Annotated in this window: 10 protein-coding genes; all 10 read left to right on the plus strand. The window is 71.6% G+C overall.

The genetic code is table 11. From position 1 onward, the window contains the following. The first annotated feature begins 58 nt into the window (after window positions 1-58). The 10 genes from ACH4SI_RS01380 to ACH4SI_RS01425 all read left to right on the plus strand — a co-directional run bounded on the left by ACH4SI_RS01380 (window position 59) and on the right by ACH4SI_RS01425 (window position 13,459). The gene (locus ACH4SI_RS01380; RefSeq protein ID WP_398291274.1) at window positions 59-667 is read left to right on the plus strand and encodes an O-methyltransferase; all 609 of its coding nucleotides are present in this window, start codon (window positions 59-61) and stop codon (window positions 665-667) included. A 33-nt stretch (window positions 668-700) separates the two neighbouring features. Next, complete coding sequence (locus ACH4SI_RS01385; protein WP_398291276.1) at window positions 701-1,513, plus strand: 2-amino-3,7-dideoxy-D-threo-hept-6-ulosonate synthase; 813 nt, start codon at window positions 701-703, stop codon at window positions 1,511-1,513. Then, on the plus strand, window positions 1,510-2,613 hold the full coding sequence (locus tag ACH4SI_RS01390; protein WP_398291278.1) for a 3-dehydroquinate synthase II family protein: 1,104 nt from the start codon (window positions 1,510-1,512) through the stop codon (window positions 2,611-2,613). The genes ACH4SI_RS01385 and ACH4SI_RS01390 overlap by 4 nt, the downstream gene beginning before the upstream one ends. A gap of 131 nt (window positions 2,614-2,744) precedes the next feature. After that, window positions 2,745-3,629: a bifunctional transcriptional activator/DNA repair enzyme AdaA gene (locus ACH4SI_RS01395; protein WP_398291280.1), complete on the plus strand. Its 885-nt coding sequence runs from the start codon at window positions 2,745-2,747 to the stop codon at window positions 3,627-3,629. A gap of 13 nt (window positions 3,630-3,642) precedes the next feature. Further along, window positions 3,643-5,361, plus strand: coding sequence for a class I adenylate-forming enzyme family protein (locus tag ACH4SI_RS01400; protein ID WP_398291282.1), 1,719 nt, complete (start codon window positions 3,643-3,645; stop codon window positions 5,359-5,361). A gap of 77 nt (window positions 5,362-5,438) precedes the next feature. Beyond that, a complete protein-coding gene (locus tag ACH4SI_RS01405) occupies window positions 5,439-6,446 on the plus strand; it encodes a methyltransferase (protein WP_398291284.1) in 1,008 nt (335 codons plus the stop codon). Window positions 6,447-6,503: 57 nt separating this feature from the next. After that, complete coding sequence (locus tag ACH4SI_RS01410; RefSeq protein ID WP_398291286.1) at window positions 6,504-8,363, plus strand: FAD-dependent monooxygenase; 1,860 nt, start codon at window positions 6,504-6,506, stop codon at window positions 8,361-8,363. A 1-nt stretch (window position 8,364) separates the two neighbouring features. Next, window positions 8,365-10,059, plus strand: coding sequence for an FAD-dependent monooxygenase (locus ACH4SI_RS01415; protein ID WP_398291288.1), 1,695 nt, complete (start codon window positions 8,365-8,367; stop codon window positions 10,057-10,059). After that, a complete protein-coding gene (locus tag ACH4SI_RS01420; protein ID WP_398291290.1) occupies window positions 10,056-12,056 on the plus strand; it encodes an FAD/NAD(P)-binding protein in 2,001 nt (666 codons plus the stop codon). Before ACH4SI_RS01415 ends, ACH4SI_RS01420 begins: the two co-directional genes overlap by 4 nt. Continuing rightward, window positions 12,053-13,459, plus strand: a complete 1,407-nt coding sequence (locus ACH4SI_RS01425) for an adenylosuccinate lyase family protein (RefSeq protein ID WP_398291292.1) — start codon at window positions 12,053-12,055, stop codon at window positions 13,457-13,459. The genes ACH4SI_RS01420 and ACH4SI_RS01425 overlap by 4 nt, the downstream gene beginning before the upstream one ends. The last annotated feature ends 20 nt before the right edge of the window (window positions 13,460-13,479 follow it).

Here is a 13,479-nt window from a genome sequence, read left to right on the forward strand (position 1 = left end):
CCTCTGCAAGACTTCTCGCATGAGACCAACGACGGTATCCGAGCGCTTGTATGCGTACATGGTCGAAAACAGCGTCCCGGTCGATGAGTCGCAGCGGAATCTCATCCAGCGGACCGCGGGCGTCGGTGAGCGGTCACGGATGCAGATCGGCACTCCGCAGGGCTCGTTCTTCACCTTCCTCACGCAGAGCATGCAGGCGCGGAACGCGATCGAGGTCGGGACCTTCACCGGTTACTCCGCCCTGTGCATCGCCAAGGGCCTTCCGGTCGACGGCCACCTCCTCACCTGCGATGTGAGCGAGGAATGGACCAGCCTCGGCAGGGAGGCGTGGAAAGAGGCCGGCGTCGACGACAAAATCGAACTCCGCCTCGGCCCCGCCCTGGAGACGCTGCGTTCCCTGCCGGCCGATCCGGTCGTGGATCTGGCCTTCATCGACGCGGACAAGCAGAGCTACATCGCCTACTACGAGGAATTGGTGCCCCGCATGCGCCCCGGCGGCGTCATCCTCGTCGACAACGTCTTCTGGTTCGGAACCGTCGTCGACGACCGGGACGGAGAGGGCGCCACCATGCACGCCTTCAACGCTCATGTCGCGGCGGACAAGCGAGTCGAGGCCGTCATTCTGTCGATCGGCGACGGATTGACGATGGTCCGCAAAAGGACCTGACGCCCACACTTCGTCAGCACAAGGGAGTGTCTGATGCCGAGCACGTCTTCATCGGGTAAATCACTACGACTAGCCAGACTTTCCGGGCATGGCGACGATCGCTATCTCTTCGTGCCACTCGATCACTCCGTCTCCGACGGGCCGATCGCGACGGTGAGCGGCTTCCAGACGCTCGTCCGTGACGTGGTCGCGGGCGGGGCCGACGGAATCGTCGTCCACAAGGGCCGGGCCCGGGTGCTCGCCCCCGAGCTGCTCTCGGACTGCTCGCTGCTCATCCACCTGAGCGCCAGCACGGCACACGGTCCGGACGTCAACGCCAAGGTGCTCGTGGGCGACGTCGACGAGGCCATCAGCCTCGGCGCGGACGCGGTGAGCGTGCACGTCAACATCGGCTCCGATACCGAGGCCGACCAGCTGGCCGACCTGGGCACGGTCGCCGCGGCCTGTGACCGATGGGGGATGCCGCTGCTGGCGATGATCTACCCACGGGGTCCGCGGGTCACCGACCCCGCCGACCCGGCGCTGGTGGCGCACGTCGTCAACATCGCCGCCGACCTCGGCGTCGACATCGTCAAGACCGTGTTCGCCTCTCCCTTGGAGCGCATGGCCGAGGTGGTCGAAAGCTCCCCGCTCCCCATCATCGTCGCGGGCGGCGGCGACGCGTCGCAGAGTCTCCAGGACTTCGCGGTCTCCGCGCTCGCGGTCGGCTGCAGCGGACTCGCCGTCGGCCGGCGGGTCTTCAACTCGGCCGATCCCCGCACGACCGTCTCGGAACTCGCCGGGATCGTTCACGGGCCCAAGGGCTCTCCCCTCATCCAAACTCCGCGAATGGCAGGTGCACTGTGAAGCTCAGTTGGGTCGACATCCGCTCGGTCGGTTCGGCGAAGGACGCCATCGTCCAGGAGGCGATTCACGCCCGCGTGGAGGGCATTCTCGCCGCCGACCCGGCGGACCTCGAGAAGCTGCCGCCGACGGTGAAGAAGGTCCTCTTCCCGCAGGGCCAGACGCTCCCCGAGAGCTTCGGCGCCGCGGACGTCGTCATCGTCGACCCCGCCAAGCACGGGGAGCCGGCCGAACTGGCGCTCGCCCACCCCGATGTGGAGTTCGGCCGGTTCGTCGAGATCATCGACGCCGAGACCCTGGAGGACGCCTGCCAGTCCGGCCGCGTCGACAAGTGGAGCGTGCTGCTCTTCCGCGACCCCACCAAGATCCCGCTGGAGATCGTGATCGCGGCCGCCGCCCGTGCCAACGGCAGCCTCGTCACCGTCGCCAAGGACGTGGAGGAAGCCGAGATCATCTTCGGCGTGCTGGAACTCGGCTCCGACGGCGTGCTGATGGCCCCGGCCAAGGTCGGTGACGTCACCGCGCTCAAGGCGGCCGCCGAAGGCGGCATACCCGACCTCGAACTGGTCGAGCTGGAGGTCACGGCCACCGCGCACGTCGGCATGGGCGAGCGGGCCTGCGTGGACACCGCCACCTACTTCGGCAAGGACGAGGGCATCCTCGTCGGCTCGCACTCCAAGGGCATGATCCTCTGCGTCAGCGAGACCCATCCGCTGCCGTACATGCCGACCCGCCCGTTCCGGGTCAACGCCGGCGCCATCCACTCGTACACCGTCGGCGAGAACGAGCGCACGAACTACCTGAGCGAGCTGAAGGCCGGCAGCAAGGTCACCGCCGTGGACATCCACGGCAAAACCCGCCTGGTCACCGTCGGCCGGGTCAAGATCGAGACGCGCCCGCTGCTCTCCATCGACGCGGTCGGCCCCGACGGCCGTACGGCCAATCTGATCCTCCAGGACGACTGGCACGTCCGGGTGCTCGGCCCGGGCGGCACGGTGCTCAACAGCACCGAGCTGAAGCCCGGCGACAAGGTGCTCGGCTATCTGCCGGTCGAGGACCGCCACGTCGGCTACCCGATCAACGAGTTCTGCCTGGAGAAGTAGCCGCCCCGCGGCGGGCCGGCGGCACGCACGGCGCCACCGGCCCGCCCCGGCGGGACCGCGGGACCACCTCCCGCACGCGTACCTCCGCAGACCCCCCCACAACGGAATCAGCGCATCCCGGAGGAACAGGCTTGGACGGGACAGTGTCCTCCTACGTCGACGACGAAGAGCGGTGGCGAGCCGTTCAGCGCCGGGACCGGCAGGCGGACGGAATCTTCTACTACTCGGTGCGGACGACGGGCATCTACAGCCGGCCTTCCTGCGTCTCCCGGCCGGCGCGCCGGGCGAACACCGTCTTCTTCACCGACCCGGAGGCGGCCGAACGCGCCGGATACCGGCCATGCCGCCGGTGCAGACCGCGCGAGGACGGCGCGCACAACTCCTATGTGACCGCCATCGCCAGGACCTGCGAGCTGATCCACGAGGCGAGCGAGACACCGAACCTCGACACCCTCGCCGAGGCGGCCGGCTTCAGCCGCTTCCACTTCCACCGGGTCTTCAAACGGCTGACGGGAGTGACCCCGCAGGCGTACGTGGCCGGCTGCCGGGCCGACCGGCTGCGCCGGGTGATCTCCGAGGCCGAGACGGTGACGGAGGCCATCTACCGGTCGGGCTTCACCTCGCAGGGCAATTTCTACGCCGTGTCCCAGCAGATTCTGGGCATGACGCCGACCAACTTCCGTACCGGCGCGAACTCCATCGCCATCAGCTTCTCCGTCTCGGACAGCGCTCTCGGCCCCGTCCTGGTCGCGAAGACCGAGAAGGGGATCTGCTCCGTGCTCACCGGCGACGACGCAGCGGCGCTCGTCGGGCGGCTGAGGGACCGTTTCCCCAAGGCTCATCTCATCCGGGCCGACCGGGAGTTCGACGATCGGGTCGCCGCCGCCGTACGCCAGTCGGAGCCGCCGAAGCCGGGCCGTGACCTGCCGCTGGGCATCCGCGTCACGGCCATGAGCGAGCGCCTCAGAAAGGCGCTTCGCGACCTACCGAGCGAACCATCCGTCCAGACACGGTGAAAGAGGATTCGTCATGTTGATCTTCGGCACTCAACGGTCGGCGGCCCAGCGCCTGCGGCTGCACGCCGATCGCGGGCTCGGCGCGGGCAACTTCTTCTGGCGCGCCTGGTCGATCGCCCGGGACCGTGACAGGCCGCTCCTCTATCACCCGGACGTCACCGTCCCCGGCTGGGCGGAGACCGAGCCGGCCGGCGTCTCCCTGAACGACATGCGCATCACCGTCATCCGGTACGCCACCTGGTACCGCGACCACGGGGTGGGGCCGTCCTCCCACGTCGGGGTCTACACGCGCGACGGGCTGTACGGACTGCTCCACCACATAGCGATCAACAGCCTCGGCGCCGCCGCCGTGCACTGCAACCCCAGGATGGCGTCCCCGACCGCGGCGGAATACTTCCGGCGCACGCAGACGACGCTCCTCGTCGGCGACAAGGACCTGCTCGACGGCTGCACCGAGGCCTGGTCGGGGCAGGGCCTCGCCGTCGCCCGGACCCCCGTGCTGCAGGACATCCGGGAGCTGGACGAGACCGCCCCGCTGCCGCCCGCCCCGCTGCCCGGCTTTCCCTACCGGCACCGCCCCGACGATCTGGTGATGGTCTCCCACTCCTCCGGGACCACCGGCCGCCCGAAGGCGCCGATCTTCACCCACCGCGGGTTCTTCGTCGGCAAGCGCGAGCGCCTGTGGAGCTTCCCGTCCCTGCGCACCGACCGCATGCTCACCGCCCTGCCGCACAGCCACTCGTCGGGCATCAGCTACCTCAGCATGGCGCTGCTGCTGGGCATCCCGACCATGATCCTGGACGATGCGAGCGGGCCGTCCGTGGTCCGGGCGATCAACCAGTTCCATCCCACGTTCGTCCTTGGCTTCCCGCTGACCCTGGCGGAGATCGACGTCGCCGACATCGACCCCCGCGCCGCCCGGAACATCCACGCTTGGAACGGCATGGGCGACGCCTCGCACGAGCGGCACATCAGGCCCCTGCTCGGCCTCGGCTCCCGCCCCGGCAAGACCGGCTCGCAGTACAACGACGGCCTGGGCTCCTCCGAGATGGGCATGGTGCTCTTCCGGCAGGTGTACTTCCCCGAGTCGACCGAGTACGGACGGCTCATCGGCCGGCCCGCCGGTGTGGTCCAGAAGGCCGCCGTCCTCGACGAACAGGGGAACGAGCTGCCCGACGGACAGGCCGGGATGCTCGGCGTCCGCACCCCCAGCGTCACCCCCGGCTACTGGGACGATCCCCAGCTCAGCCAGGAGTCCCTGCTGAACGGCTACTTCCTCACCGGAGACATCGTCCGGCGCGACGGCCAGGGCCGCTTCTTCCACCTCGACCGCACCCCGGACGTGATCCACTCGGCCGCGGGGCCCGTGCACAGCCTCCCCCTCGAGGAGGTCCTGCTGCTGGCCACCCAGGCGCTCGACGCCGCCGTGGTGGGGGTGGAGGATCCCGAGGCCCCGGGGAAGTCGGCCCCCATCGGCATCGTCCTCTTCCGCGACGACCGCGACGACCGGCACGACCGCGAAGACGCCGATGAGGGCGCCCTGCTGGAGGCCGTCAACACCGAACTCGCCCGCAAGGGGCTGTCCCCGCTCCGCGCGCTGCTCATCGCCGCCGACCGCGCGGAACTGCCCGTGGGCGTCACCGGCAAGGTGCTCAAGCGGGAGCTCCGCGAGCGCCACCGCACGCTGCTGCACGACGCCGCCGCCCACGGGGCCGCGCCACGGGCGAACTGACCGTCGCCGCCGTACGCCGCTCGCCGACGTACGCGCGGCCTCATCACCACCGCCCCACCCGATCAGAAGGGCCAGTCATGCACGACGGACACGCCGCGCGCCAAGTTGTCGACATCATCACCGGCTCCTGGCAGTCACAGGCGCTCTACGCCGCGGTCGCCCTGGAGATCCCCGACCACATCGCCGCCGGACACACCACCGACGCGGCCCTCGCCACGGCCACCGGTTCGGGCACGGACGGCATCACCCGGCTGATGCGGCTGCTGCTGGCCATGGGTGTCTTCGGCCGGTCGCCGGAGCACGGCTACGAGCTGACGCCGGTGAGCGAGGTGCTGCGCGCCGACAGCGACTCGTCGATGCGCGACATGATCCAGCTCTACGGCGAGGAGTTCCACACCGCGTGGGGGGCGGTGGTGCCCGCTGTCCGCACCGGATCCTCCGGTTTCGAACACGCCCTCGGCACCTCGATCCACGCCTATCTGGCCAGCGATCCCGGCGCGGGCGCCAAGTTCCAGCGCGCCATGAACGCGGGCAATGTCTTCTTCCCCGATGTCCTGGACGCCTTCGACTTCTCCCACTGCCGCACGGTGATGGACGTCGCCGGCGGCAGCGGTCAGTTCCTCTCGATGATCCTGCGCGCCCACCCGCATCTGCACGGGGTGCTTCTCGACCTGCCGCACATGATTCCCGTCGCTCATGACCACCTGGACGCCGCCGTGGGCCCCGACCGCTACGAAGCCGTCGAGGGGGACGTCTTCGCCTCGGTGCCCGAGGGCGCCGACGCCTACCTCCTCTCCCGGGTGCTCCAGGACTGGGACGACGACCGGTCCGTGACCCTTCTGTCCAACATCCGCAAGGCGCTGCCCGAAAACGGTCGCCTGCTGGTCGTGGAGCGGGTCATCCCTGAGGAAGGCGCCCCGGAACTGCTGCCACTCCTGTACGACCTGCATCTCCTCATGGCCGCCGGAGGGCGCGGGCGGACGCTGGACGGCTACGGCGATGTCCTCACCGCGGCCGGGCTGCGCCTGGAGTCCGTACATCCGCTGGCCCTCGAAACCACGTTACTGGTCGCGGCCGCCGCCTAGGCGCCGCCCCATGCCCCCGCGCCGACGACTCACGAGAAGGCGAATACGAGGCACGCGATGAACCTCTCACCTCCATCCCGACCGAGTGACGACCCCCGCGTCCTGGACGTCCCCGTGCTGATCATCGGCGGCGGCGGCGCGGGCCTGACGGCATCCGTTTTCCTTTCCGACCTCGGCGTCGGCTCGTTGCTCGTCGAGCGCCACGCGACGACGTCGATCCAGCCCAAGGCCCATATCCTCAACGCCCGCACCATGGAGATCTTCGGCCATCACGGACTGGCCCGGGACATCTACGCCGAGGGCTCCCCGCCCGTCAACTGCGGCGCCATGGCCTGGCTGACCAGCCTCGGCGGCGACGAGCCGTACGACCGCAAGGTGCTCCACCGCGCCGATGCCTACGGCGGCGGGGCGCTGGCCGAGCGGTACGCGGCCGCCTCCGCGTACCCGCACGCGAACCTCGGCCAGCGATGGCTGGAGCCGCTGATCCGCCGCCACGCCGAGGAGCGCAATCCCGGCGGGATCCGCTTCGGACACGAGATGGTGGAGTTCGAGGACCACGGGGACAGCGTCACCGCGACCATCCTGGACCGCGCCGAGGACCGTACCTACCACGTCCGCGCCGGGTACCTGATCGCCGCCGACGGCGGCCGCTCGGTGAGCAAGCGGCTCGGCATCCGCATGCTGGGCACCCCCACCTTCCTGGAGTGGATCAACCTTCACATCCGGGCCGACTTCTCGGAGTTCATCCCCTTCGACGACACGGTGGTCAACCGGGTCTCCAGCCTCGCCGACGACGGCACCCTGGAGCACTGCGGCGTCGTGCCCATGGGTCCCAAGCGCTGGGGACGCCACTCCGAGGAGTGGACGCTGATGTTCTCCCGGCCGCCGGGCGCGAAGGGAGCGGCGGAACTCGACGACGAGACCATCGTCAAGATGGTCCGCCGGACGCTGAAGCTCCCCCAGGACCACGCGATGGAGGTGCAGAGCATCAGCCGCTGGCCCGTGGAGGGCACGGTCGCCGAGCACTTCCGCGCCGGCCGCGTCTTCCTCGTCGGCGACGCCGCCCACCGCCATCCGCCGTCCGGCGCACTCGGCCTCAACACCGGCGTCCAGGACTCCCACAACCTGGCCTGGAAGCTGGCCCGGGTGCTCTCCGGCGACGCAGCGCCCGCCCTGCTGGACAGCTACGAGGCCGAGCGGCGCCCGGTCGCCGAGCGCGTCGTCGAGCGGGCGCTGTTCTCGCTGTTCAACCAGATCGCCTTCACCGCCGGCACCGGCGTGGTCCCGGGGGCCCGCCCCGAGTGGAACCGGGCCCAGATGACCGCCCTGTTCTCCGACACGCCCGACGGCCGGACGCGGCGCGCGGTCCTCGCCGAGTACTTCGAGACGAACCGGATCACCACCGCCCACCTCGGCCTGGAGATGGGCTACGACTACGGCGACGCCGGGTTCGTCACCGGCGACGGCACCGAGCGGCCCGAGCCGGATCCGCTCGGCCTCGACTACGTCCAGTCCTGCCGCCCCGGCAGCCGGATGCCGCACGCCTGGCTGCGGCGCGGCGGGGAGCGGACGGCGACCCACGACCTCATCGGCCACGGGGCGTTCCTGCTCCTCACCGGCGCGCGGGGCGAGAGTTGGGTGCGCGCCGCGGCCGAGGTCTCCGGAACCCACGGTCCGGCCGTCACCGCCCACGCCGTGGGTCCGGGCCACGAACTGACCGACCCCGACGGGGTCTGGGCCGCCCTCCGTGGCCACGGCGAGGACGGGGCAGTCCTGGTCAGGCCCGACGGGTTCGTCGCCATGCGGATGCCCTCGGCGTCCCCGGACCCGGTGCGCGACCTGCGCCAGGGGCTGGACGCCGCTCTGGGCCACGCCGTCCCCGTGACGGCGGCGCCGGGCGGGGAGGGGGACCGCTGACATGGCCGACGTCCCAAGCACTCCCGTCGCCATCGTGGGCGCCGGCCCGGTGGGCATCATGCTCGCGCTCTTTCTCGACCGCTACGGCATCGAGTCGGTCCTCTTCAACGCCGAGCCCACCATGGAGGACAAGCCCCGGGGCAACACCCACAACGCCCGCACCATGGAGCACTACCGGCGCCTGGGCATCTCCGGCCAGATCCGGCGGCTGGGCCCGCCCGCCGATCACACCCTCGACATCGCCTACTTCACCCGCTACAGCGGCTTCGAGCTGTCCCGGCTGACGCTGCCCTCGCCGGGGGAGCGGATGCGGGCGCTGGCCGGTACGCCACGCACCGACCAGACGCCCGAGCCGGTGCACCGCGCCAACCAGATGTACGTCGAGAAGTTCCTCTTCGAACACGCCATGACCCGCCCCAACATCACCTTCCGCTTCGGCTGGCGGGTGACCGGCCTCAAGCAGAACGCCACCGGCGTCACCCTGGAGGCCGAGAGCGTGGCCGGCGGGGCCCGGGAGAGCTGGCAGGCGCCGTACGCGGTGGGCTGCGACGGCGGCCGCAGCTTCGTGCGCCGCGCCCTGGGCGTGCACTACGAGGGTCCCGGATCGCTGGAACAGGAGATCCTGGGGCGCCGTGCCACCGCCGCCCATCTGCGGCTGCCGACGTTCCACACGGACGTCTTCACCGGCCGGCGGGCCTGGAGCTACTGGTCGCTCAATCCCGAGCTGGTCATGAACCTCATCGCGCTCAACGGCCGGGACGAGTTCTTCCTGCTCACCAGCTCCGTCGATCCGGACACCACGAACCCCGCCGAACTGGCCTCGCTGGTACGGCGCGCGGCGGGCACCGAGCTGCCCGTCGAGGTGCTCAGCCACCGCCCGTGGACACCGGGCGCCGCCCTGGTCGCCGAGCGCTTCACCGTGGGCCGGGTGTTCCTCGCGGGCGACGCGGCCCATCTGTTCACCCCCAACGGCGGCTTCGGCATGAACACCGGGGTGGACGACACCGCCAACCTCGCCTGGAAGCTGGCCGGGACGATCCAGGGCTGGGGCGGACCAGGACTGCTCCGTTCGTACGAGAGTGAGCGGCGCCCGATCGCCCTGCGCAACACCGCCGCCGCCCGCGAACTCAACACCGGCCTCGCCGACATCGAGCGCCCCGGCGTCATGGAGGCCGACTCACCGGAGGGCGCGAAGGCGCGGGCCCGGGTCGGTGCGCTCGTCCGCGCCTACGGCGAGCGCACCCACTCCATCGGCGTGCAGCTCGGCGCCCGGTACGACGGCTCCCCGCTCATCGATTCCGACGAGGAGCCGCCGAGCGACTCCATGGGCACCTACACGCCCACCGCCATCCCCGGCGGACGCGCCCCGCACGTATGGCTCGACGACTGGCGTGGCCCCGGCAGCTCGCTCTTCGACCGCTTCGGGCCCTACTACACCGTGCTCCGGCTGGGCCCCGAGCCGCCGCCCGTCAAGGGGCTGGAGGCCGCGGCCCAGGCCGCCGGACTGCCCCTGCGCACCCTGGACGTCGAGGATCCGGTCGTCCGCGACCTCTACGAGCGCGACCTCGTCCTCATCCGCCCCGACCAGCACGTCGCCTGGCGCGGCAACGCCCTGCCCACCGACCCCGGCGAGCTCGTGACCCGGGTGACGGGACAGCGACCGGCGGGCCCGGGGCGCGACGGGAACTCCGCATGAGCCGCGGCGAACTGAAGGTGGGAATCGTCGGCGTCGGGCCCCGCGGTCTGTCGGTGCTGGAGCGGATCTGCGCCAACGAGCGCAAGTCCGGCTCGCACCGCAAGGTGTCCGTACACGTCGTGGACCCGTTCCCGGTGGGGGCCGGCCGGGTCTGGCGCACCAGCCAGTCCGACCAGCTGCTGATGAACACGGTCGCCTCGCAGATCACCCTGTTCACCGACGACAGCGTCGAGATGGACGGTCCGGTGGCACCGGGCCCCAGCCTCTACGAGTGGGCCCGCGAACTCGGCCGGAACGCTGATGGGGACGGCGCCGACGACCGCACGCTGGCCGAGGCCCGTCGGCTCGGCCCCGACGCGTACCCCACCCGCGCGTTCTACGGCGTCTACCTGAAGAGCGTCTTCCGCAGGGTGGTGGCCGACGCCCCGCGCCACGTCACCGTCACGGTCCACCAGGTCCAGGCCACCGCCCTGGACAACAGCGGACCGCTCGCCGACGGTCCGCAGACCCTCACCCTCGACAACGGCGTCCAACTGACCGACCTGGACACGGTCGTCCTCGCCCAGGGGCACGTTCCCGCCCTGCCCGAGCCCCACGAGGAGGAACTCGCCCGTACCGCCGCCGAGCACGGCCTGCTCTACATCCCGCCCGCCAACCCCGCCGATGTGGACCTCAGCGGCATCGAGCCGGGACAGACCGTGCTGCTGCGCGGCCTCGGGCTGAACTTCTTCGACCACATGGCCCTGCTCACCGCCGGCCGGGGCGGCACCTTCCGGACCGAGGACGGCCGCCTCGTCTACGAGCCCTCCGGCCGGGAGCCCAGGATCTACGCGGGGTCCCGGAGGGGCATTCCGTACCACGCCCGCGGAGAGAACGAGAAGGGCGCCCACGGGCGTTACATGCCGCGGCTGCTCACCCCCGCGACGATCGCCGGGTTCCGGCGGCGGGCCGTCGACGGCGAGCGGGTGCACTTCGGGACCGACCTGTGGCCGCTGATCGCCAAGGAGGTCGAGAGCGTCTACTACGGCACCCTGCTGGAGGTACGGGGCCGCGCCGCCGACCGTGAGGTGTTCACCGAGCGGTATCTGGCCGCCCCGGCAGGCGAGGCGGAGCGCCGCCTGCTGGACACGTTCGGCTTCGCGCCGGACGACCACTGGAGCTGGGACGCCCTCGCCCGTCCGCAGGGCAACCGGACGTTCCCCGGCCCGGCCGCGTTCCAACAGTGGCTGCTGGACTACCTCGGCGAGGACGTGCGCGCCGCCCGCGCGGGCAATGTGAGCGGTCCGCTCAAGGCGGCCCTGGACGTGCTGCGCGACCTCCGCAACGAGATCCGGCTCGCCGTCGACCACGGCGGTCTGGAGGGCAACTCGTACCGCGACGAGCTGACGGCCTGGTACACCCCGCTCAACGCCTTCCTCTCGATCGGGCCCCCGGCCTCGCGCATCGAGGAACTCGTCGCCCTCATCGAGGCGGGCGTGGTCCGGATCATCGGGCCCGGCCTCCAGCTCACCGTCGACGAGACCCTCCCGTCCTTCGTCGCCGGGTCGGACACCGTGCGGGGCGGGCGGGTCCGGGCGAGCGTCCTCATCGAGGCCCGGCTGCCCGAGCCGGACCTGCGCCGCACCGCCGACCCCTTGCTGCGCCATCTGCTCACCACGGGGCAGTGCCGTCCGTACGACATCCCGGGCACCTGCGGGACGAGCTACCGGACGGGCGGACTCGCGGTCACCGAGCGGCCGTACCGGACCGTCGACGTCCACGGCAGCCCTCATCCGCGGCGGTTCGCCTACGGGGTCCCCACCGAGGCCGTGCACTGGGTGACCGCGGCCGGTATCCGGCCCGGCGTCAACTCCGTGACGCTCGGCGACTCGGACGCCATCGCACGCGCCCTGCTGAACATCCGCGCCGCGGACTCTCCGCTTCAGGCGGTGTGGGGCGGGGCGTCGCAAGGGGACCACGACGGGCTGCACGGCGGCCAGAGGGAGGCGACCGCATGACCGCGACGTTCGACGGCGGCCGGGACACCGGGCTGCTCTCACCCGTACGGGCCGGCACCCCCATCGAGGCGGACGTGGCGGACGAGGCATGGCTCCAGGCGATGCTCGACGCCGAGGCGGCCCTGGCCCGGGCCCAGGCCCGGCTCGGCACCGTCCCGGCGGAGGCCGCGGCCGCCATCACGGCGCAGGCCCGCGCGGACCGGTTCGACCCGCGGGCGCTGGCCCTCGTCGCCCGCGAGACGGCGAACCCCGTCGTGGGCCTCGTCCAGGTGCTGACCCGGGCGGTGGCGGCCACGGCCCCCGCGGCAGCCGAGTACGTCCACCGCGGCTCCACTAGCCAGGACGTCTTCGACACCGGGGCCATGCTGGTCGCCACCCGCGCCCTGCGCCGGATACGGGCCGATCTGGAGCGGACGTGCGCCGCGCTGGCCGTGCTCGCCGCGGACCACCGCGACACGCTCATGGTCGGCAGGACCCTCGCCCTGCACGCCGTCCCCACGACCTTCGGGCTCAAGGCGGCCGGCTGGCGCCATCTGCTGCTGGACGCCGTCGCACGGATCGACCGGCTCCTCGACGGGGGCCTGCCGGTCTCGCTCGGCGGCGCCGCGGGCACCCTGGCCGGGTACCTCGAATACGCGGCGCTGGGCGACGGGCCGCAGGGGGAGTCCGGCACAGCCGAGTACCTCGACCGGCTGGGCGCCGCGTTCGCCGAGGAGACCGGGCTCGCCCGACCCGTGCTGCCGTGGCATGCACTCCGTACGCCGCTCGCCGACCTCGGCGCCGTGCTGTCCTTCACCGCGGGGGCGCTCGGCAAGATCTCCGTGGATGTGCAGTCGATGACCCGGACCGAGGTCCAGGAGGTCACCGAACCGGCCGCGCCCGGGCGCGGCAGCTCCTCGGCCATGCCGCACAAGCGCAACCCGGTGCTCTCCACCCTGATGCGCAGCGCCGCCCTCCAGGTCCCCGTGATCGCCACGGGGCTGACGCAGAGTCTGCTGTCGGAGGACGAGCGGTCCGCCGGTGGCTGGCACGCCGAGTGGCTGCTGCTGCGCGAGTGCCTGCGTCTGGTCGGCGGGGCGGCCCACACCGCCGTCGAACTCGCGAAGGGCCTTGCGGTCCGTCCGGAGCGGATGCGGGACAACGCCGATCTGACCGGTGCCCGGGTGGCGTCCGAGCGGGTCGCGGCCGTGCTGGCGCCCCGGCTCGGCAAGGTGCGGGCGAAGCATCTGCTCACCGAGGCGGCCGCGGAGGCCGAGCGGGACGGGCTCCCGCTCGCCGAGGTACTCGCCGCGCTCCCCGACGTGGCCGCCCACCTGGGCGCCGAGGACCTGCGCGAACTGCTGGACCCGGCCCACTACACGGGCGCGGCGGGGCCGTTGGTGGACCGCGCGCTCAAGCGCTGACCGGCACCCGCTCGACCCAC

Source organism: Streptomyces sp. NPDC021212 (assembly GCF_044332925.1).
Taxonomy (GTDB): Bacteria; Actinomycetota; Actinomycetes; order Streptomycetales; family Streptomycetaceae; genus Streptomyces.

Coding starts and splice junctions, on each gene's coding strand:
- ACH4SI_RS01400 (WP_398291282.1), top strand. CDS start 3,643: ATGTTGATCTTCGGCACTCAACGGTCGGCGGCCCAGCGCCTGCGGCTG.
- ACH4SI_RS01385 (WP_398291276.1), top strand. CDS start 701: ATGCCGAGCACGTCTTCATCGGGTAAATCACTACGACTAGCCAGACTT.
- ACH4SI_RS01420 (WP_398291290.1), top strand. CDS start 10,056: ATGAGCCGCGGCGAACTGAAGGTGGGAATCGTCGGCGTCGGGCCCCGC.
- ACH4SI_RS01415 (WP_398291288.1), top strand. CDS start 8,365: ATGGCCGACGTCCCAAGCACTCCCGTCGCCATCGTGGGCGCCGGCCCG.
- ACH4SI_RS01410 (WP_398291286.1), top strand. CDS start 6,504: ATGAACCTCTCACCTCCATCCCGACCGAGTGACGACCCCCGCGTCCTG.
- ACH4SI_RS01425 (WP_398291292.1), top strand. CDS start 12,053: ATGACCGCGACGTTCGACGGCGGCCGGGACACCGGGCTGCTCTCACCC.
- ACH4SI_RS01405 (WP_398291284.1), top strand. CDS start 5,439: ATGCACGACGGACACGCCGCGCGCCAAGTTGTCGACATCATCACCGGC.
- ACH4SI_RS01380 (WP_398291274.1), top strand. CDS start 59: ATGGTCGAAAACAGCGTCCCGGTCGATGAGTCGCAGCGGAATCTCATC.